The 20776-nt window shown below is 39.2% G+C and carries 18 protein-coding genes and 1 pseudogene; 18 read left to right on the forward strand and 1 reads right to left on the reverse strand.

Annotated elements, in window-relative coordinates:
- Positions 1 to 169 precede the first annotated feature (169 nt).
- The 14 genes and pseudogenes from CYJ36_RS05090 to CYJ36_RS05155 all read left to right on the forward strand — a co-directional run bounded on the left by CYJ36_RS05090 (position 170) and on the right by CYJ36_RS05155 (position 16332).
- On the forward strand, positions 170 to 1834 hold the full coding sequence (locus CYJ36_RS05090; RefSeq protein WP_101565388.1) for a ribonuclease J: 1665 nt from the start codon (positions 170 to 172) through the stop codon (positions 1832 to 1834).
- Between the two features lie 152 nt (positions 1835 to 1986).
- Entirely contained in the window at positions 1987 to 2742 is a 756-nt protein-coding gene (locus CYJ36_RS05095; protein ID WP_101565390.1) for a ClpP family protease, read from the forward strand.
- A complete protein-coding gene (locus tag CYJ36_RS05100; protein ID WP_101565392.1) occupies positions 2739 to 2966 on the forward strand; it encodes a YlzJ-like family protein in 228 nt (75 codons plus the stop codon). Before CYJ36_RS05095 ends, CYJ36_RS05100 begins: the two co-directional genes overlap by 4 nt.
- A 93-nt stretch (positions 2967 to 3059) precedes the next feature.
- Complete coding sequence (locus tag CYJ36_RS05105; RefSeq protein ID WP_101565395.1) at positions 3060 to 5405, forward strand: DNA translocase FtsK; 2346 nt, start codon at positions 3060 to 3062, stop codon at positions 5403 to 5405.
- Positions 5406 to 5672: 267 nt separating this feature from the next.
- Entirely contained in the window at positions 5673 to 6398 is a 726-nt protein-coding gene (locus CYJ36_RS05110; protein WP_101565397.1) for a GntR family transcriptional regulator, read from the forward strand.
- A gap of 104 nt (positions 6399 to 6502) precedes the next feature.
- A complete protein-coding gene (locus CYJ36_RS05115; RefSeq protein ID WP_374702771.1) occupies positions 6503 to 7549 on the forward strand; it encodes a BMP family lipoprotein in 1047 nt (348 codons plus the stop codon).
- Positions 7550 to 7805: 256 nt separating this feature from the next.
- Positions 7806 to 9335, forward strand: coding sequence for an ABC transporter ATP-binding protein (locus tag CYJ36_RS05120; RefSeq protein ID WP_101565401.1), 1530 nt, complete (start codon positions 7806 to 7808; stop codon positions 9333 to 9335).
- Positions 9332 to 10378 (forward strand): ABC transporter permease, encoded by a 1047-nt coding sequence (locus CYJ36_RS05125; protein WP_101565403.1) that lies wholly within the window; start codon positions 9332 to 9334, stop codon positions 10376 to 10378. Before CYJ36_RS05120 ends, CYJ36_RS05125 begins: the two co-directional genes overlap by 4 nt.
- A 15-nt stretch (positions 10379 to 10393) precedes the next feature.
- The gene (locus tag CYJ36_RS05130; protein WP_374702781.1) at positions 10394 to 11338 is read left to right on the forward strand and encodes an ABC transporter permease; all 945 of its coding nucleotides are present in this window, start codon (positions 10394 to 10396) and stop codon (positions 11336 to 11338) included.
- Between the two features lie 283 nt (positions 11339 to 11621).
- Positions 11622 to 12332, forward strand: a pseudogene (locus CYJ36_RS05135) (MFS transporter); the annotation flags it as partial.
- Between the two features lie 322 nt (positions 12333 to 12654).
- Positions 12655 to 13938 (forward strand): EF-P 5-aminopentanol modification-associated protein YfmF, encoded by a 1284-nt coding sequence (gene yfmF, locus CYJ36_RS05140; protein ID WP_101565408.1) that lies wholly within the window; start codon positions 12655 to 12657, stop codon positions 13936 to 13938.
- Positions 13935 to 15221, forward strand: coding sequence for an EF-P 5-aminopentanol modification-associated protein YfmH (gene yfmH, locus CYJ36_RS05145; protein WP_101565410.1), 1287 nt, complete (start codon positions 13935 to 13937; stop codon positions 15219 to 15221). The genes yfmF and yfmH overlap by 4 nt, the downstream gene beginning before the upstream one ends.
- A 49-nt stretch (positions 15222 to 15270) precedes the next feature.
- Positions 15271 to 15993 carry an elongation factor P 5-aminopentanone reductase gene (ymfI, locus tag CYJ36_RS05150; RefSeq protein WP_101565412.1) on the forward strand — a complete coding sequence of 241 codons (723 nt, stop codon included), beginning with the start codon at positions 15271 to 15273 and terminating at the stop codon, positions 15991 to 15993.
- 81 nt (positions 15994 to 16074) lie between these two features.
- Positions 16075 to 16332: a DUF3243 domain-containing protein gene (locus CYJ36_RS05155; protein WP_101565414.1), complete on the forward strand. Its 258-nt coding sequence runs from the start codon at positions 16075 to 16077 to the stop codon at positions 16330 to 16332.
- Positions 16333 to 16415: 83 nt separating this feature from the next.
- On the opposite strand, the gene CYJ36_RS05160 is transcribed toward CYJ36_RS05155, so the two are convergent.
- Positions 16416 to 16625, reverse strand: a complete 210-nt coding sequence (locus CYJ36_RS05160) for a hypothetical protein (RefSeq protein WP_101565416.1) — start codon at positions 16623 to 16625, stop codon at positions 16416 to 16418.
- A gap of 125 nt (positions 16626 to 16750) precedes the next feature.
- Here CYJ36_RS05160 and CYJ36_RS05165 point away from each other — a divergent pair, with 125 nt between their 5' ends.
- From CYJ36_RS05165 to CYJ36_RS05180, 4 genes are all read left to right on the forward strand, one after another.
- Positions 16751 to 17536 carry a DUF3388 domain-containing protein gene (locus tag CYJ36_RS05165; protein ID WP_374702782.1) on the forward strand — a complete coding sequence of 262 codons (786 nt, stop codon included), beginning with the start codon at positions 16751 to 16753 and terminating at the stop codon, positions 17534 to 17536.
- An 18-nt stretch (positions 17537 to 17554) separates the two neighbouring features.
- Positions 17555 to 18454: a helix-turn-helix domain-containing protein gene (locus CYJ36_RS05170; RefSeq protein WP_101565420.1), complete on the forward strand. Its 900-nt coding sequence runs from the start codon at positions 17555 to 17557 to the stop codon at positions 18452 to 18454.
- 75 nt (positions 18455 to 18529) lie between these two features.
- Complete coding sequence (gene pgsA, locus CYJ36_RS05175; protein ID WP_101565422.1) at positions 18530 to 19108, forward strand: CDP-diacylglycerol--glycerol-3-phosphate 3-phosphatidyltransferase; 579 nt, start codon at positions 18530 to 18532, stop codon at positions 19106 to 19108.
- 25 nt (positions 19109 to 19133) lie between these two features.
- Entirely contained in the window at positions 19134 to 20390 is a 1257-nt protein-coding gene (locus tag CYJ36_RS05180) for a competence/damage-inducible protein A (RefSeq protein WP_101565424.1), read from the forward strand.
- The last annotated feature ends 386 nt before the right edge of the window (positions 20391 to 20776 follow it).

Raw genomic sequence — 20776 nt, forward strand, 5'->3', positions numbered from 1 at the left:
CATCTGATTGGCCATTTTTATTTGCGGAAATATGAGAATTTAATTGCTTTGTTATCATTAAATAATTTCATGGATTTTAGTTATAAGAGATTATTTCCTTGTATTCCATTTCTTTCATCAGTTATAATAATCATTAGTTGTATTGGACGGGTTCAGGGAGGATTACCAATTGAATAAACAGACAGAAAACATCAAGATTATTGCCCTAGGCGGAGTCGGAGAAATTGGCAAGAATATGTATGTCATTGAAATCGATCATAACATCTTTATCGTTGATGCTGGATTGATGTATCCAGAAGCTGGGATGTTAGGGATTGATATGGTCATTCCTGATATTACATACTTGCGTGAAAATGCAGACCGAGTGAAGGGCATCTTTTTAACACACGGTCACGACGAGAATATTGGCGGCGTTTTCTACGTTCTTAGACATTTATCGGTACCTGTTTATGGGACAAAACTGACGCTTTCCTTAGTTTCTCAAAAAGTAAAAGAAGTAAATCCAAAGCAAAAAGCAGACTATCAGGAAGTTGATTCTTCAACTGTTCTTGAATTTGATGGTGTCAACGTATCATTCTTCAGAACGATTCACAGCATACCTGACTCTGTCGGCGTTTGCTTTCACACATCACTTGGCTCGATTGTTCATACTGGAGACTTCAAATTTGATGCCACACCTGTCTTGAATACAAGCTCAGATTTAGGGAAAATGGCATTGATTGGCGAACAAGGCGTATTGTGTCTGCTCTCAGATAGTACAAATGCTGAGCGTCCAGGTTTTACAGCATCTGAGACTGTAGTCGGGGAAGAAATTTCTGACGCCATGTATACAGCTGAAGGCAGAACGATTGTTGCGATTTTTGCATCGAATATTAACCGTATTGTCCAGGTGATCCAAGCGGCATCTGAGAATAAAAGAAAACTTGTTCTGCTTGGAAACTCAATTAAAAACGTTTATGAAATAGCAGAAAAATTAGGATACATCATTGATAGTGAGAATTTAATCATACCCGTCCAAGATATCGATAAATATCCTAAAAATGAAGTAGCTATTTTGACAACAGGCCATCAAGGTGAACCGCTTACTGTTTTAACTCGAATGGCAAAAGGTGCTCATAAACAAATAAGAATTGAAAAAGATGATACCGTAATTATCTCTGCAACACCTGTTCCAGGGAATGAACTCCAATTTTCAAAAACAGTCGATTTGTTATACCGTGCTGGCGCAAATGTTATTTTTGGGCAAAAGCAAATCCATGTTTCCGGCCATGGCAGCCAGGAAGAATTAAAACTAATGCTGACTATGATGAAACCAAAGTATTTTATACCAGTCAATGGTGAATATAAAATGCAAAAAGCACATGCCAAGCTTGCACAATCTGTTGGAATAGAAAAAGAAAATATTTTTGTTGTGGAAAAAGGCGATGTCGTTGAATTTAACCAGCAAAAAGTAAGATCCATTTCGAAAGTTCCTTCTGGAAATGTGTTAATAGATGGACTTGGTGTCGGTGATATCGGAAATATTGTGCTGAGAGACCGCAGGCTCCTCTCACAGGACGGAATATTAATTGTTGTTGTCACGCTAGATCGATCCAAAAAAACAATGATCTCAGGGCCTGAAATCATTTCTAGAGGATTTGTATATGTGCGTGAATCTGAAGAGCTCATTTTAAAAGCATCTGAAATCGTATCTGAAATCGTTGAAAAAAGCATGCAGGGTCATGGCATTGATTGGTCCGCATTAAAATTAAATATCCGTGAAGCGCTGAATCGATTCTTATTTGAACAAACGAAGCGCAGACCAATGATTCTGCCGATCATTATGGAAATCTAAGCAAAAGAGCCTTTTAAAGGGCTCTTTTTTACTTTATCAAAAAACAGTTTCGATTGTTTTTTCTGCAAGTTCTAATATTTACAGCCCGTTCGAATGTTTTCAAGAAGTCCTGAGAATAATAAAAGCATTCATGAAAGGAAGGATGAAGCCATATGAGCAAAGATTCCAGCTACATACAAGCTAACCCGGAACCAAATCAGGACAAACAAGAGGGCAAAGAACCTTCACTAGTTGAAAAAATCCAGCAGCTTGGATCAACGAACGTTCCTCAATTGTCGCAGGATTCAAGAATCCACTGTCTGACAATTATCGGGCAAATCGAAGGGCATATTCAGCTGCCTCCTCAAAATAAAACAACAAAATACGAACATGTCATACCGCAAATCGTCGCAATTGAACAAAATCCTAAAATAGAAGGTTTGCTTATAGTTCTAAATACAGTCGGAGGAGACGTAGAAGCAGGATTGGCAATAGCTGAAATGCTTGCATCACTCTCAAAACCGACTGTATCAATTGTTTTAGGCGGCGGCCATTCTATCGGAGTTCCAATTGCTGTCTCCTGTGACTATTCATTTATTGCAGAAACGGCAACCATGACCATTCATCCAGTTCGATTAACGGGACTAGTTATTGGGGTACCGCAAACTTTCGAGTATTTAGACAAAATGCAAGATCGAGTAGTAAACTTTGTTACGAAACATTCAAATATTACGGAAGAAAAGTTTAAAGAACTTATGTTTTCCAAAGGCAATTTAACCCGCGATATTGGAACGAATGTGGTCGGGAATGATGCCGTTGATTATGGTCTGATTGATGGAGTCGGCGGCGTCGGACAAGCGATCATGAAATTGAACGAACTAATTGGAAATACTCATGACGAAACAAGCAAGGAGAATATGCTGCAATGATTCTATACACTTCAATGCCTGAAGAACTCATTTTCCCAGTGCAATCTTCTGACTATGAGAGTGTATCAACTATTGAAGTGAACGGGTTGCAAATGGTTGTCAGGCAAGCAGAACAAAACCAATACGAAATCGTCAGAATATTAAGTACAGATCCGCAGCACTTTTTAAATGAAAACTATTCGCCGGGACAAAAAATATCTATGACATTCTCGTTTTCATCATAATGTGCTATACTATTTTTACACAAACATGTCCGCAGCCTGCATTTGGCTGCTTTCTTTGTTTATCAAGCAAAATTCATACATAGGTGATAATAAATGGCAAAACAAAAACGGAGACAAAAGAAAAAAAATGATGACTGGAAACACACGTTAAAATTTGAACTAATAGGCTTAGTACTGATGGCTATATCGCTGATAGCGATTGCTCATCTAGGGTTTGTCGGGAAAACATTCGTCTTTTTATTCCGATTTTTTATCGGTGAATGGTTTATGGCTGCCTTGATAGGAATGCTTGTTTTATCTGCATACATCATGTGGAACAGAAGGTGGCCTTCATTATTTTCACGGCAAATCGTAGGATTGTATTGTATCTTGTCAGCTATCCTATTGCTGAGTCATGTTACATTGTTTCAAATGCTTACAAAACAAGGAGTTCTTTCTTCACCTAGTGTCATCTCAAATACGTGGGAACTTTTTCAGCTTGAAGTAAAAGGAGAGATCCGCACACCGGATTTAGGAGGCGGAATGATCGGAGCCATTCTTTTTGCAGCATCATATTACTTGTTTGCGGCAGCAGGATCACGCATTATTTCATTTATTCTAATCCTGATTGGAATTGTTCTGATTACAGGCAGATCCTTAAGCACAACACTTGGAAAAATGATAAGACCATTTGGGAGTTTTATGAAATCACAGGCAATTGCGTTTTTTGAAGATATGAAAAACCTGCCGCAATCCTTTAAAAATGCTAAAAATACTCAAAGATCCAAACCGAAAAAAATAAAAAAAGAACCGAAGCAACAAGATGATCAAGTGGAAGAAGAAGGTGAAATGGTTCATATTGAGCCAATCATTTCAAGCTTCGCTGATAGAACTGAGCCAGAAATCAAGGTGTTTGATCAGGAGCAGGAAAGACCTGCTCCAAAGGAAAGAACACCAAAGAAGAAAGACGAAACGGTATCTCCTGAGGAAACGAAGACGCCGCCGATTACGTTTACCGAAGTAGAAAATAAATCATATCTCTTGCCTTCGCTGGATTTATTATCTCAGCCAAAAGTCAACAGCCAGCAAACAGATAAAAAGAATATTTATGAAAATGCAAGAAAACTTGAAAAGACGTTTCAAAGTTTTGGTGTAAAGGCTAAAGTGACTCAAGTTCATTTAGGGCCTGCAGTTACAAAATATGAAGTATATCCTGATGTTGGGGTAAAGGTAAGCAAAATTGTCAACCTAAGTGACGATTTAGCTCTTGCACTTGCCGCAAAAGATATTCGGATTGAAGCGCCAATTCCAGGAAAGTCAGCGATTGGCATTGAAGTGCCAAATTCAGAGATTGCCATGGTATCCTTGAGGGAAGTATTAGAATCAAAAGCGAATGACCGTCCGGATGCAAAGCTGCTGATGGGTCTTGGCAGGGATATTTCAGGTGATTCGGTATTGGCTGAAATGAATAAAATGCCGCATCTTCTAGTGGCAGGATCTACTGGAAGCGGGAAAAGCGTCTGTATTAATGGCATCATTACCAGTATTTTAATGAGAGCAAAACCTCATGAAGTAAAGATGATGATGATTGATCCTAAGATGGTAGAGCTGAATGTTTACAATGGAATTCCTCATTTGCTCGCTCCTGTTGTAACGGATCCTAAAAAAGCATCACAGGCGTTAAAAAAGGTAGTTAATGAAATGGAGAGAAGATATGAACTCTTTTCCCATACTGGAACACGGAATATTGAGGGTTATAATGAATATATAAGAAGATCTAACTTGGAAGAAGGAACAAAAAATCCTGAGTTCCCGTATATTGTTGTCATTGTCGATGAGCTCGCTGATTTAATGATGGTTGCTTCTTCTGATGTGGAAGATTCAATTACCCGCTTATCACAAATGGCACGTGCTGCAGGGATACATTTAATAATTGCAACACAGCGTCCTTCAGTCGATGTCATTACAGGCGTCATAAAAGCAAATATACCTTCAAGAATAGCGTTCAGCGTTTCGTCTCAGACGGATTCAAGAACGATCCTTGATATGGGCGGTGCAGAGAAGCTGCTTGGCAGAGGAGATATGCTGTTTCTTCCTGTAGGAGCATCGAAGCCTGTCAGGGTGCAAGGCGCATTTTTATCAGACGAAGAAGTGGAGCATGTTGTATCTTATGTCATCTCACAGCAAAGAGCTCAATATCAAGAGGAAATGATTCCTACTGAAACTGCTGAGGTAAAAGAAGAGATCAGTGACGATCTTTATGATGATGCAGTTCAATTAGTTTTAGAAATGCAAACTGCTTCAGTCTCCATGCTGCAGCGCCGTTTCAGAGTCGGATATACTAGAGCTGCAAGACTGATTGATGCAATGGAAGACCGTGGCGTTGTTGGCCCATATGAAGGCAGCAAACCTCGTGAGGTCTTGCTTTCAAAAGATCATTATGACGAAGTAAGTTCGTAAAGAAAGGCACTGTTGCCTTTCTTTTTTTGCGTAAATACAAATTAGAAATAAAAATAGTAAATAAAGTATAGAATAAACAAACACTCTGTGTGCAAAAATCTCTAGAAAAGAAACACTTGTAGTGAGAAAGGGCTATCAATTTTCGACAAAATTTATAAATTTCTATTTATTTATTTTTAAATACATGGTATATTATTTTCGATTAGAGAAAGGGTATAACATCAGATGTCTGATCTCTGGATTGAAACGATTAGACGGAGGCAAAATATGACCATAAAAATAGATAACCGTCATTTATACTTACAAGTTATTGATAAAATTAAAAAAGATATTGAGAATGGTATTTATGTTGAGAAAGAAAAACTTCCTTCTGAGTTTGAACTTTCAAAGAAGCTAGGGGTAAGCCGCGCAACATTGAGAGAAGCATTACGCATACTTGAAGAAGAGAACGTTATCATCCGCCGCCATGGCGTAGGAACTTTCATTAACTCCAAACCGCTCTTCACATCTGGAATTGAACAGCTGAATAGTGTAACAGAAATGATTGAACAGGCAAACATGGTTCCTGGAACCATCTTTTTATCCTCTCAAGTAAACAGCCCAACAGAAGAAGATGTAAAACGTTTTAAATGCCAGGCAAGTGATGATATTTTCTTGCTTGAACGTGTCAGAACAGCAAACGGCAAGCCTGTCGTCTACTGCTTGGACAAGATTCCAAGACATATACTGCCGCAGTCATTTATTCATGAGCAAGAATCATTGTTTGAATTGCTGCAGGATGAAGCAGGGCGCTATATTTCGTATGCTGTCACACATATAGAGCCAATCGGATACCACGAAAAGATTTCTCCAATTCTTGAATGTGATCCTGAAACCGCACTTTTATGTTTAAAACAAATGCATTTTGATGAAAAAGACCAGCCTGTTTTATATTCACTGAATTACTTCCGCGCTGATCAGTTTAGTTTCCATGTTGTAAGAAAGCGCTTGTAATAAATGTTTGAAACCATAAGGAGGTGGTTCAAAGGACGAAGGTGTTTTGGACATAGGCTCTTATAAACCAATCATTTCATATTAATTTTAGGGGGAAAATGAAAGTGAAGAAACGTTTAGGATTAACATTGTCACTAGTTCTTGCTGCAGGTACATTGCTTAGCGCTTGCGGATCATCTGAAGATAAAGATAATGCAGGTGGAAGCAAAAAAGACGGCTACTCAGTTGCAATGGTAACAGACACAGGCGGTGTAGATGATAAATCATTCAACCAATCTGCATGGGAAGGCATTCAGTCTTTCGGTGAGGAAAATGGTCTTGAAAAAGGGACTGGAGGATTTGACTATCTTCAATCTCAAAGTGACGCAGACTATGAAACAAACTTAAATAAACTAGTTCGTCAAAAATTCGACTTAGTTTACGGTATCGGATACTTAATGACGGATGCTGTTACAAAAATTGCTGATCAGCAAAAAGATGCTAATTTTGCAATTGTTGACAGTGTAGTAGACAAGCCAAACGTAGCAAGCATTACGTTTAAAGAGCACGAAGGCTCATTCCTAGTAGGTGTTGCAGCTGGACTTTCAACAAAATCTAACAAAGTAGGATTTGTTGGCGGAATCGAAGGCTCATTAATCAAGAAGTTTGAAGTTGGTTTTGTAGAAGGCGTTAAAGCAGCAAACCCTGATGCTGAAGTAATCGTTCAATACGCTGGTACGTTCAGTGATGCAGCTAAAGGTCAGCAAGTAGCTGAAATCATGTATGGTCAAGGTGCAGACGTTATTTATCACGCAGCAGGCGGAGCTGGAAACGGCGTATTCACTGCAGCTGTTGATTTGAAAACAAAAGATGCAAGTAAAGATGTATGGGTTATCGGTGTTGACCGTGATCAGCACGAGCTTGGTGAAGGTGATGGCTTCAACGTAACATTAACTTCTATGGTAAAAGGCGTAGATGTAGCAGTTAAAGACTTAGCCGAAAAAGGTAAAGATGGCGACTTCCCTGGCGGAGAAATCATTGAGTACGGTCTTAAAGAAAACGGTGTAGGCATTGCTCCTACACAAGATAATCTTTCTGAAGACGTTATTGCTAAAATTGATGAATTTAAACAAAAAATCATCGACGGTGAAATCAAAGTACCATTCGAGTAAGTTTTAAAACATATTACTGATAAAAAGGCTAGGAAGAACTAGCCTTTTTATTAGCCTGAAAAGTCGCCTGACTAAAAGTCTATAAACAAAAGATAGGCCATTTTGCATATGAAAACAGTGCAGATTATAGATTTTTAGTTGGTGATTTTAAAAGTATAAAGGGAGTCAATTAAATAATTTATATAATACAAAATAAAATTTCCTAACATCTATCATCTTAATCATCAATGAGCTTCAGGAAAAAGGAGTGATCATGTTGGAATATGTAATTGAAATGCTCGGAATCCGCAAAGAATTCCCGGGAATCGTCGCAAATGATAATATTAACCTTCAAGTAAAGAAGGGTGAAATTCATGCGCTTCTTGGTGAAAATGGTGCAGGGAAATCGACGTTAATGAACGTTTTATTCGGTTTATATCAGCCTGAAAAAGGCGAGATACGTGTAAAGGGAAATGCTGTTAATATAACAAATCCAAACATCGCAAATGATCTAGGAATTGGTATGGTACACCAACATTTCATGCTTGTCAACAATTTTACTGTTACAGAAAATATTATTCTAGGAAATGAACCTACTAAAACTGGAAAAATCAATTTGAAGGATGCAGAGAAGCAAGTAAAGGAAATTTCGGAAAAGTATGGACTTGCTGTGAACCCTTCTGCTAAAATCAGCGACATTTCTGTAGGAATGCAGCAGCGTGTGGAAATACTGAAAACACTCTATCGCGGAGCTGAAATTTTAATATTTGATGAACCTACCGCTGTGCTGACACCTCAAGAAATAAAAGAATTGATCACGATTATGAAAGCATTAATTAAAGAGGGCAAATCAATTATTTTGATTACTCATAAATTAAAGGAAATCATGGAAGTGTGTGACCGTGTAACGGTAATCCGAAAAGGAGAAGGCATCGGAACTGTTAATGTTGCTGAGACAAATCCGAACGAGCTTGCAGCACTGATGGTTGGAAGAGAGGTTCTTTTTACTACTGAGAAAATGGAAGCTCATCCTAAAGAAGAAGTTCTGAAGATTGATAATCTTGTAGTGAAGGACAGCCGCAATGTGACAGTGATTGATTCTTTGAATTTATCTGTTAAAGCTGGTGAAATTGTCGGTATTGCAGGTGTGGATGGAAACGGTCAGTCAGAATTAATTGAGGCTATTACGGGTTTGATGAGTTCAGAATCAGGATCGATTCTTTTGAACGGAAAGGATATCAGCAATCAGCGTCCTCGCAGCATCACAGAAGCCGGAGTTGGCCATATTCCACAGGATCGCCACAAGCATGGATTAGTGCTGGATTTTCCAGTAGGAGAAAACATGGTATTACAAACATATTATAAAAAACCGTTTTCAAAAAATGGTGTCCTGAATTTCAAAGCAATTTATGAAAAAGCAGAAAAGCTGATTAAAGAATTTGATGTGCGAACTCCTAGCAGTTCTACGCTTGCCCGCGCTTTATCAGGGGGAAATCAGCAAAAAGCTATTATTGGACGCGAAGTTGACAGAGATCCTGATCTATTGATCGCTGCTCAGCCCACTAGAGGTCTTGATGTAGGGGCAATTGAATTTATTCACAGACGTTTAATTGAGCAAAGAGATAAAGGGAAAGCCGTTCTTCTTATTTCATTTGAACTGGAAGAAATAATGAATGTCAGCGACCGGATTGCGGTTATATATGAAGGGAAAATCGTTGCAATTGTGAATCCAAAAGAAACAACAGAGCAGGAGCTTGGTTTGCTTATGGCAGGAAGCAGCCGCAAGGAAGCAGGTGCAACATCATGAAAATAGCACGTTATTTTAATATTATTGTACCCGTTATTGCTGTGTTGCTAGGGTTAATTTGCGGTGCAATTATTATGCTTATTACAGGTTACGACCCAATTGCAGGTTATTCGGCACTCTGGAGTGGAATTTTTGGAGAGTCCTACTATATCGGGGAAACGATCCGTCAGTTAACGCCATATATTTTTGCTGGACTTGCTGTAGCATTTGCATTTCGTACAGGCCTCTTTAACATCGGGGTTGAAGGGCAGCTGATCGTAGGATGGTTTGCAGCTGTATGGGTTGGCGTAGCGTTTGAACTTCCAAAGATCATTCATCTGCCGCTTGCGATTGCAGTAGCTGCAGTGGCAGGAGCTCTCTGGGGATTCATCCCAGGATTATTAAAAGCGAAATTTAAAGTTCATGAAGTTATTGTTACAATCATGATGAATTACATTGCCTTATATTTAACGAATCATTTAATTCAATATGTTTTATCTGATAAAGGGGATAAATCAGAAAATATTTTCCCTTCAGCTTCCTTAAGCTCAGAATTCTTCCAGACAATGACGGATTATTCTAGAATGCATTATGGGATTTTCCTTGCATTAATTGGAGCATTTGTCATGTGGTTCCTCCTTGAAAAGACGACAAAAGGCTATGAGCTTCGGTCAGTTGGGTTTAACCAGGATGCGGCTCAATACGCAGGAATGAACGTCAGCCGCAACATTATCCTTTCAATGGTCATCTCTGGAGCCTTTGCTGGAATAGCAGGTGCAATGGAAGGACTTGGCACATTCCAATATGTATCTGTAAAAGGCGGATTTACCGGAGTCGGATTTGATGGTATCGCAGTAGCGCTTTTAGGCGGAAATACTGCTCTCGGCATTATCTTTGCCGCTGCTCTATTTGGCGGTTTAAAAGTAGGAGCGCTGAACATGCCTTCTATGGCTGGAGTGCCTTACGAGCTTGTTGAAATTGTCATCGCCCTTATCATTCTATTTGTAGCATCAAGTTATTTCATTCGCTGGATTTTACTTCGTTTCAAGAAAGAGGGGAAATAAGTGAGCTTACTTCATATGCTAGAACTCATCATCCCTACAGCTTTATTTGTCGCAGCTCCGCTTATTTTCACTGCACTTGGAGGCATGTTCAGTGAACGTTCTGGGGTCGTCAATATTGGACTTGAAGGATTAATGGTCATTGGAGCTTTCGTTGCCATCGTTTTTAACTTATCATTTGCTGATACACTTGGCAGTGCAACACCGTGGATTTCAATTTTAGCTGCTATGGCTGCTGGAGCATTGCTGTCTGTCCTGCATGCTGTTGCTTCTATTACGTTTCGCGCCGACCAGGTTGTAAGCGGAGTAGCAATAAACTTTTTGGCAATCGGTCTTTCGCTTTTCCTTGTCAAATTATTTTATGGAAAAGGCCAGACAGATCGAATTAGTGAAAGCTTTAATAAAATCGATATTCCGTTATTGAGCGATATCCCGGTTATTGGACCATTATTTTTCTCAAATGGCTATATTACAACGTACCTTGCAATTATTGTTGCATTTGCTGTTTGGTTTGTTATGTATAAAACACCATTTGGCCTTCGAATAAGATCAGTCGGAGAGCATCCAATGGCTGCTGATACAATGGGAATCAATGTTGTAAAAATGCGCTATATTGGAGTCATTCTGAGCGGTGCATTTGCAGGAGTCGGCGGAGCTGTTTATGCTACAATCATTGCACGTGATTTCAGCCATGCTACAATCAGCGGACAAGGATTCATGGCACTTGCTGCGTTAATCTTCGGTAAGTGGCATCCGCTGGGTGCAATGGCAGCTGCGATTTTCTTCGGTCTTGCTCAAGGATTAAGTGTAATAGGCGGACAGCTCCCGCTTCTGGAAGGTATTCCGACGATGTACTTGTTAATTACGCCATATGTATTAACAATATTAGCTTTAACTGGATTTATTGGACGTGCAGATGCTCCAAGGGCACTCGGCACACCGTATGAAAAAGGAAAACGCTGATTTTAATTTGCGGCCAATGCAGACTTTTAGTTAGTCTGCATTGGCCGCTTTTTTGTTGTATAGATAATAAAAGTTAATTAATCTGCTTCAAGTGCAGCGCATGTGATTTTGTTCTAAGAATTATTCTCTTCTTCGTCTATTTGGAGATTCAAGGTCAGCGCATAGTTTTGTTATTTTGGAGGCAAAATTTTAACATTGCAAGAAAATATGAAACATAGGTGAACAGCATGGGTGCAAAAAAAAGCAGCTTGATCTAATTGCATTGTCATCCGTACCATTAGTGATGTCATTAGGTAATTCAATGTTAATTCCTGTTTTGCTCTTAATTGAGAAACAAATAGGGATCTCTTCCTTTCAAGTGTCTCTCATTATTACCGTTTATTCTGTTGTCGCTATTTTGCTTATTCCTGTTACAGACTATCTATCTGACCGTTTCGGCAGAAAAATTGTGATGGTGCCATGCCTGCTGATTGCCGGTTCCGGCGGAGCGGTATCAGGATGGGCCTCATGGACAATGGAGAATCCTTTCATGATCATCTTGCTTGGACGTGTTCTGCAGGGAATTGGCTCAGCTGGTGCCGCTTCTGTCGTCATACCTCTAATCGGAGATATGTCTGAGAAAAATAAAGAAGTAAGTTCAGGTCTTGGTCTGATCGAGACAGCAAATACAGCAGGGAAAGTTCTGAGCCCGATCATCGGACCTATTCTTGCATCCTTTATTTGGTTTTTGCCATTTTGATTCATTCCTTTTTTCAGCTTCATCAGTGTAGCACTTGTCTTTTTTTTAGTGAAAATTCCGAAGCAAGAAAAAGAAAAGCAGTCATTTATAGAGTTTCTGGGCTGCGTTAAATCAATTTTTAAAGAAAAAGGCAGATGGCTGTATGCGATATTTGCCATTGGCTGTTTTATCATGTTTATCTTATTTGGAGTTTTGTTTTATCTTTCTGAAACTCCAGAAAAGCAATATGGCATTAAAGGCGTTTATAAAGCAGCTCAATGCGTTTTATTGGTGTTTGCTGCCGGACCGCCGGTTTATGCTTACATCATGTCGATTGGAGATCATCTTGTTAATAATGTTTCAGCTGGTGGCACCCTTTTAGCAGTATTCGTTGTCCTTTTTTTCATAAAGCCTACAAAGGAAGAGAAACCGGCTTAATGCGAATGGCGCAGTGAAAGTTTTGCGTCTTTTCATATTTGATTTTGCATAACATTTCCTTAATTATCCTAAAGTTGATATAATTACTAGAATGTATCCATACGCTAAAATATAAAACAGGAAAAAATAAAAACAATCTGTTTTCGCAAGGAGGGTCACCATGGAGTTTTTAAAAGAACAAATTGAAACAATCAATGGATTAACTTTACACACGGTGCAAACGAATAAATTTAAAACGAACTCACTCGTGTTTAAGATGCTCGCACCATTAAATGAGGAGGATGTCACATTCCGGGCACTTCTTCCCTACGTATTGCAGCGGGGCACTAAATCATTTCCAACGAGCACAGAATTAAGAAAGCATCTAGATGAACTTTACGGTGCAACATTATTTGTTGATTTATCGAAAAAAGGCGATCATCACATCATTTCCATCCGGATTGAGGTGGCAAATGAACGTTTTTTGTCTGATCAAACCCCATTGCTGGAAAAAGCACTGAAACTGCTCTCAGACATAATCCTTTCTCCGGTGATAAAAGATGAGTCCTTTCCGGACGAAATCATTAATCAGGAGAAAAGAACACTAAAACAGCGGATTCAAGCGGTTTATGATGATAAAATGAGATATTCAAATTTAAGACTTGTGCAAGAAATGTGCAAAGATGAACCGTATCGACTCCATGTAAACGGGGAGATTGATCATCTTGAACAAATTACGCCAGCAAGCTTATATGAATATTATAAAAAAGCTCTAAAAGAAGACAAAATGGATTTATATGTAGTTGGTGATGTGTCAGCTAATGAAGTGAGCGAATACACAAAGACGTTTTTCAGTTTTTCTGAAAATTCTCATCAAAGTGTGGAGCAATCGATCACTGAAAGGGAGATTAAACAGCCTAACGAAGTAATTGAAGATCAGGATGTAAAGCAAGGGAAACTTAACATAGGATATCGAACAAACTGCACATATGGAGACCCGGCTTATTACGCTCTTCAAGTGTTCAATGGTATTTTTGGCGGATTTTCTCATTCTAAGCTTTTCATAAACGTCCGTGAAAAAGAAAGCCTGGCATACTACGCAGCTTCAAGAATCGAAAGTCATAAAGGACTGCTGATGGTTATGTCAGGAATTGAATTTGCGAATTATGAACGCGCGGTTACGATTATCAAAGAACAGCTCGAAGCCATGAAAAATGGAGATTTTACTGATAAAGAAATCGAACAGACAAAAGCAGTCATCAAAAATCAATTACTGGAAACAATTGATACATCTTACGGGTCTGTTGAAGTCCTTTACCATAATGTTATCTCGAATGTGAATGAACCTTTCGATAAATACATGGAAGGCATAGAAAAGGTAACGAAAGATGAAATTATCGCTGCTGCCAAAAAAATTGAGCTTGATACGATCTATTTCTTAAAAGGAATGGAGGGTGAACAATGACAAAATCGATAAAGTTTGAACAGCTTCAAGAAGAACTCTTCTACGAAAAAATGGAAAATGGACTTGATGTTTACGTTCTTCCAAAAAAAGGATTCAATAAAACATATGCAACTTTTACAACGAAATATGGTTCTATCGACAACCAGTTTGTTCCGCTTGATGGAAACGAAATGATAGCTGTACCAGACGGGATTGCCCATTTTCTGGAGCATAAGCTATTTGAAAAAGAAGATGGGGATGTCTTTCAGGATTTCAGCAAACAAGGTGCTTCATCAAATGCATTTACTTCTTTTACACGAACTGCTTATTTATTTTCAAGCACTTCAAATGTTGAAAAGAACTTAGAAACGCTTGTTGATTTTGTGCAGGAGCCATATTTTTCAGAAAAATCCGTTGAAAAAGAAAAAGGTATTATCGGCCAGGAAATTAATATGTATGATGATAATCCTGACTGGAGGCTCTATTTTGGCTTAATTCAAAATATGTTCCAGAAGCATCCGGTCGGTATTGATATTGCTGGAACTGTTGATTCAATCTCCAAAATTACGAAGGATTTGCTTTACGAATGCTACCATACTTTTTACCATCCGAGCAATATGCTGCTATTCGTTGTGGGGCCAATCGATCCGGAGAAAATATTGACTCAGATCAGGGATAATCAGGCTAAAAAAGAGTTTAAACCTGAATCTGAGATTAAACGTGCTGAAATAAATGAACCGGATGCAGTAGCTAAACCACTCGAAAAATTGAAAATGAATGTTCAATCTTCAAAGTGTTTAGTCGGATTAAAGGCAAAGCAGGCTGACCGATCTGGAGAAGAACTGTTAAAACACGAACTGTCAATGAATCTTATCTTGGATATGCTATTTGGAAAAAGCTCTGAAAAATATACGGAGCTTTATGAAAATGGGCTGATTGATGATACATTCAGCTATGATTATACGGAAGAGAGCGGCTTTGGGTTTGCCATGATCGGAGGAGATACAGAACAGCCTGATCAGCTGGCTGAAGAGATTAAAAGTACTTTGCTTCAAGCAAAACGAGACGGCATACCTGCTAATCGATTAGAAAATGCCAAGAAAAAGAAAATCGGGTCCTTTTTACGGGCAATTAATTCTCCTGAATATATTGCGAACCAGTTTACACGCTATTCTTTTAACGAAATGAACTTATTTGATGTCGTCCCAACTCTTGAAAAATTGACAAATGACGATATCCATCATACGCTGAATGAAATGATAGATGAGAATTTATTTTCAGTCTGTCAAGTCGTACCGAAGTAAAGCATCCTTTTTAGGATGTTTTTTTATCGCTTGAATAAAGGAGATACACATGAAGAAAGTAGCATTGATTACGGGTGCAAGCGGAGGTATTGGCAAAGCAATCTCGAAGAAGCTTGCATCGGAAGGTTATATCTTATATCTGCATTATCATCAAAATGAAAAAAGCATCAATCAGCTTATCCATCAGCTTTCGGACAAGACAGAATGCATGATAGTGAATGCAGATTTATCTGTACAGGATGGTGTAAAAAAACTCATTAGTCAGCTTAATCACAAGGTTGACCTGCTGATTTTAAACAGCGGGAAGAGTTATTATGGGTTAATGACAGATATGAGCGAAGCAGAAGTGCAGCAAATGGTTCAGCTGCAAATCACAAGTCCCTATATGCTGGCTAAAGAAATCATCCCTTCAATGGTAAATAAAAGAGATGGAAATATTATCGTAATTTCTTCCATTTGGGGGATTGTCGGAGCTTCTTGTGAAGTCCTTTACAGTATGGTTAAAGGCGGGCAAAATTCTTTTGTAAAGGCACTGGCGAAAGAAGTAGCCCCTTCTGGCATAAGAGTCAATGCGATAGCTCCGGGAGCTGTGGAAACAGATATGCTTCATTCTTTTACAAATGAAGAGCTAATAAATCTTGCTGAAGAAATTCCTTTAGGACGAATTGGACAGCCTGATGAGATTGCTGATGCAGCTGTTTTCCTGTCATCAAAAAAAGCTGGCTACATTACTGGTCAGGTGCTTTCAATCAACGGGGGATGGCATGCTTAATTTTTTTCGGAAAACTGCCGTATAAAACAGAACATGCAAGACAAACTAACATTGTATTCCACATAATTAGGAGGGGTTATAATGTCTGTTTTAGATAACTGGGATCAATGGAAAAACTTCCTTGGCGATCGCATGCACCACGCTGAAGGAGATGGAATGAAAACAGAAGCTGTGAATGACTTAGCTTATGAAATCGGCGATTACTTAGCAAAACAGGTTGATCCAAAAAATGAACAGGAAAAAGTACTTGCAGATCTTTGGAGTGTAGCTTCTAAAGAAGAGCAGCATGCAATCGCAAACATGATGGTTAAGCTTGTGCAAAACAACGGCACAAGATAAGAGGGGACGCAGGTCCTCTCTTTTTTCTATTCATTTTTTATTAATGAGGATTTTGAGCCTCTTCCTCTCGTTCATCTCCTCGGTTAAAATGTTTCATCAGAAAAAGCAAAACTGTCTTTTTCTGTCGGATCCTTTTCTGCCATGCCTGAGCTAAACAGGCGGTTCCACATTTCGTATTGTCCAGCTCCACCGCCTAACCCCTCGGTCAGAACGGCTCCGCCAGTAAAGTCAAAACCGGACTTTTCTGTCGGATCCTTTTCTGCCATGCCTGAGCTAAACGTGTGATTCCACATTTCATAGGACCGCATACCTTGTTTTAGGATGTCAAGGAATTGTTCTTTCTTCTTTCATGAAAATGCTTTATGATAAGGGTATAGGTGTAATAGACCTGGTTATTGAAGGGGGTCCTTTTTTGGAGATGCACGAATGGTACTTCGAATACGAAATTCAAAAAAACCGTCCTGGTTTGCTTGGGGATATTTCTTCGCTGCTCGGGATGCTTTCTATAAATATTGTGACGATAAATGGTGTTGATGACAGCCGCAGAGGGCTGCTGCTGAAATGCCAAAACAATGAACAAATTCAAAGACTAGAATCAATCCTGAACACTATGGATCATATAAAAGTAACGAAATTACGAAAGCCTAAATTAAGAGATACTCTGGCGGTTCGCCACGGGAGATACATACAGCGTGATGCAGATGATAAAAAAACATTCAGATTTGTAAGAGATGAGCTTGGGCTTCTTGTTGATTTTCTTGCTGAATTATATAAACAGGAAGGTCATAAACTCATTGGAATCCGAGGCATGCCGCGGGTCGGCAAAACCGAATCAATTGTCGCTTCAAGTGTATGTGCCAACAAGAGGTGGCTTTTTGTTTCATCTACGTTATTAAAGCAGACGATACGAAGTCAGCTGATTGCAGATGAGTACAGTGTGGATAATGTATTTATTATCGATGGCATTGTATCTACAAGAAGAGGTTCGGAAAAGCATTTGCAGCTTGTGAGAGAGATCATGAGGCTCTCTGCGACAAAAGTTGTTGAGCATCCAGATATGTTTGTGCAAAATACAGAGTATACACTCGATGATTTTGACTATATAATTGAACTTCGAAACGATCCGGATGAAAAGATCACATATGAGGAAGCATCTGGAACACAGATGTTTGACGAATCAGGTTTTTCCGGATTTGATTTTTAGATATGGAAGGTGTTATGGTTGAGTGAACTAGGGAATCGACTAAAACAAGCGCGGGAAGAGCGAAGCATAAGTCTTGACGATCTCCAGGCAATGACAAAAATTCAAAAGAGATATTTAATTGGCATTGAAGAAGGCAATTACAGCATTATGCCCGGCAATTTCTATGTGCGTGCGTTCATAAAGCAGTATGCTGAAGCGGTAAGGCTGGATCCAGATCGTATTTTTGACGAGTTCAAGAACGAAATACCGGTCGTGCATACCGAAGAAGCTCCAGAGCTTTCAAGGGTAAAAACGCATAAAGAACTTCCTAAGTCTGCTTCAAAGGCTTTGGAGATTTTGCCGAGAATTTTAATCATTGTATTGCTTTTGCTGGTGGCTGTCGTCATTTGGATTTTTGTGCAAAAGGACAAGCCAAACGGAGCTGAAGAGAATTCCAGCCGGGGTCAGCAAATTTCCAGCGGGGAAAATGAGTATGATTCAATTGAGAATGATGAGAAAGCATCTGATGGCACAAAAGAACAGGAAGAAAAACAACAAGCTGATGATACTGGCAAGACAGATGACAAGGCAGCAGAAGAAAAACCTGCTGAATCTGTTCAAGAATTGACGTTTAAAGAAAAAACGGCCAGAAAAGCTGTGTATGAATTGAAAAAAGCGGATAAATTCCAGCTCGAAGTTACCTCTAAGGGAGAAACCTGGATTGAAATCCGAAATGCCGAAGGAAAAAAATTCTACAGCGGCATGCTTCAGAAGGATCAGACTGAAGCCCATGATTTTACAAATGAAACAGAAGCATTTATTGTGATTGGAAATGCTTCTGCTGCAGAGGTTAAAGTAAATGGACAGCCTGTAGAATATCAAATTGATCCTAAAAAAACAGTAAGACAAGATATGCAGATTGTATATACTAAGGAGTAAAGTCATCTTCAAGATGGCTTTTTCTTTCTTTTATATTTTCTGATACATACTTTTACATTTCTGGAGGAAAAAAAGATGAATTTACCTAATCGCATCACCGTCTCAAGAATCCTTTTAATCCCAGTTTTTATGGTGATAATGCTCGCTCCGTTTGATTGGGGCATCGTGACTATAGCTGACTCTTCCATTCCAGTCACCCATTTAGCAGGAGCACTATTATTCATAATAGCCTCTACTACGGATTGGATTGACGGGTATTACGCAAGGAAGCTGAATATGGTCACAAATTTGGGAAAATTTTTAGATCCGCTTGCAGATAAGCTTCTTGTTTCTGCTGCACTGATTATTTTAGTGGAGCTTGGGCAAGCGCCAGCTTGGATCGTGATTATTATTATCAGCCGTGAATTCGCTGTGACAGGACTGCGTCTTGTTCTTGCAGGTGAAGGTGAAGTGGTTGCGGCAAACATGCTCGGAAAAATTAAGACATGGGCTCAGATTATTGCGATCTCCGCCTTGCTGCTGCATAACATTCCATTTACTTTTATTTCATTTCCGTTTGCAACAATTTCTTTATGGGTAGCACTATTCTTTACTGTTTATTCAGGGTGGGACTATTTTGCAAAGAACAAAGCAGCATTATTAAATTCAAAGTAATTCTTCATTATCAGGGGGAGTAAAAGTGGAGACTAAAACTGAAATCATTGCAGTCGGTTCAGAATTGCTTTTGGGACAAATTGTGAATTCAAATGCACAGTTTTTATCCCAGCAGCTTGCCGAAAATGGGCTTAATGTTTATTATCACACTGTTGTCGGCGATAACCCAGCCAGGCTTGAGCAGGCAGTGAATATTGCAAAACAGCGTTCAAATATTATTATTTTTACAGGCGGTCTTGGCCCAACGAAGGATGATTTAACGAAAGAAACGATTGCAAATATACTGGGCAGAAAACTTGTGACTGATCAAGAGGCATTATCAAGCATTGAAGATTACTTTGTCAGAGTGAAAAGAAGCATGTCTGAAAATAACAAAAAACAAGCTCTTGTCCTTGAAGGATCCCATATATTGAAGAATGAGCACGGGATGGCACCGGGAATGGCAATAGAAGCTGATCAGAGCATCTATATGCTTCTCCCTGGCCCGCCAAGCGAGATGAAGCCAATGTTTCTGAACTTTGGCCTGCCTTATTTTAGAGAGAAGCTTGGTCAGAATGAAAAAATCATTTCAAGAGTTTTACGTTATTTTGGTATAGGCGAATCGCAGCTTGAGACGGATATTCAGGATTTGATTGATGCCCAAACCAACCCCACAATTGCTCCGCTCGCAGGTGATGGGGAAGTGACGCTGAGATTAACGGCACGCCACCAAAATGAAGCTGAAGCAGTCCGTCTGATTAATGAGATGGAGAAAACGATAAACAGCAGGGCTGGCACTTATTTTTACGGGTACGACCAGACTACGCTTGCTGATGAATTGCTCAGACATCTCAGACAAAGGGACATGACTATATCAGCTGCGGAAAGTTTGACTGGAGGCCTTTTTTCAGATCACCTAACAGCCGTTAAAGGTACATCTGATGTTTTTAAAGGGACAATTGTCTGCTACACAAACGAAGTAAAGCAATCCATCTTAAAGGTTTCTAAAGAGACACTTGAAAACCACGGAGCTGTAAGTGAGCAATGTGCAAGAGAAATGGCAGAACAGATTAGAAAAATGACAAACAGTGATATCGGCATCAGCTTTACCGGCATTGCAGGTGAAGATCCTGTGGAAGGAAAAGAGCCGGGTACGGTGTACATTGGCTTATCTTTTGCAAATCAGCCAGCCAAGTCTGTACTTCTTCATCTTGCGGGACACCGGAACAGCATAAGAAAACGCACTGTAAAATATGGATGTTACTTGCTCATAAAAGCTTTAATGGAAAATACAGCAAAATAAGCTGTATTTTTCTTTTTAAGAAAAGGCTCTTTTCGTAAAGTTTGTTGCTTTTAGAAAAAATGATTAAAAACTTTAGTGGATTGAGCGGAAAGCACTTGACTCCTGCGGGAAATAGAGGGGAATGGGAGACCACACAGGCATAGCCGAGGAGGCTCCCATCCCTCCCCAGGGAAAGTATGTGCCTGCAGCGGAAATCTACGGGTGAACTTTATAACCAAAAACAACATTCATTGCGAAAACAGCCTAAGAAAATCAATAATCATATTTTAGCAGAGTAAAAGATGTTCAAAATCTCTTTTTCTATTAGAGAAAATCATATTTTCAAGCTATTTCCTAACGTAAAAAAACCGAATAAATGTTCGTTTTTTACTTGTCAAACGTTAAAA

The organism is Bacillus sp. UMB0893, assembly GCF_002858905.1.
In the GTDB taxonomy this organism is placed as follows: Bacteria; Bacillota; Bacilli; order Bacillales; family Bacillaceae; genus Bacillus_P.

What these genes read in the sequence shown, in the direction of transcription:
- yfmF (WP_101565408.1), top strand. Translation starts at nt 12,655, where the DNA reads ATGGAGTTTTTAAAAGAACAAATTGAAACAATCAATGGATTAACTTTA.
- CYJ36_RS05100 (WP_101565392.1), top strand. Translation starts at nt 2,739, where the DNA reads ATGATTCTATACACTTCAATGCCTGAAGAACTCATTTTCCCAGTGCAA.
- CYJ36_RS05165 (WP_374702782.1), top strand. Translation starts at nt 16,751, where the DNA reads ATGCACGAATGGTACTTCGAATACGAAATTCAAAAAAACCGTCCTGGT.
- CYJ36_RS05095 (WP_101565390.1), top strand. Translation starts at nt 1,987, where the DNA reads ATGAGCAAAGATTCCAGCTACATACAAGCTAACCCGGAACCAAATCAG.
- pgsA (WP_101565422.1), top strand. Translation starts at nt 18,530, where the DNA reads ATGAATTTACCTAATCGCATCACCGTCTCAAGAATCCTTTTAATCCCA.
- CYJ36_RS05110 (WP_101565397.1), top strand. Translation starts at nt 5,673, where the DNA reads ATGACCATAAAAATAGATAACCGTCATTTATACTTACAAGTTATTGAT.
- yfmH (WP_101565410.1), top strand. Translation starts at nt 13,935, where the DNA reads ATGACAAAATCGATAAAGTTTGAACAGCTTCAAGAAGAACTCTTCTAC.
- CYJ36_RS05160 (WP_101565416.1), bottom strand. Translation starts at nt 16,625, where the DNA reads ATGTGGAATCACACGTTTAGCTCAGGCATGGCAGAAAAGGATCCGACA.
- CYJ36_RS05105 (WP_101565395.1), top strand. Translation starts at nt 3,060, where the DNA reads ATGGCAAAACAAAAACGGAGACAAAAGAAAAAAAATGATGACTGGAAA.
- CYJ36_RS05155 (WP_101565414.1), top strand. Translation starts at nt 16,075, where the DNA reads ATGTCTGTTTTAGATAACTGGGATCAATGGAAAAACTTCCTTGGCGAT.
- CYJ36_RS05130 (WP_374702781.1), top strand. Translation starts at nt 10,394, where the DNA reads ATGCTAGAACTCATCATCCCTACAGCTTTATTTGTCGCAGCTCCGCTT.
- ymfI (WP_101565412.1), top strand. Translation starts at nt 15,271, where the DNA reads ATGAAGAAAGTAGCATTGATTACGGGTGCAAGCGGAGGTATTGGCAAA.
- CYJ36_RS05125 (WP_101565403.1), top strand. Translation starts at nt 9,332, where the DNA reads ATGAAAATAGCACGTTATTTTAATATTATTGTACCCGTTATTGCTGTG.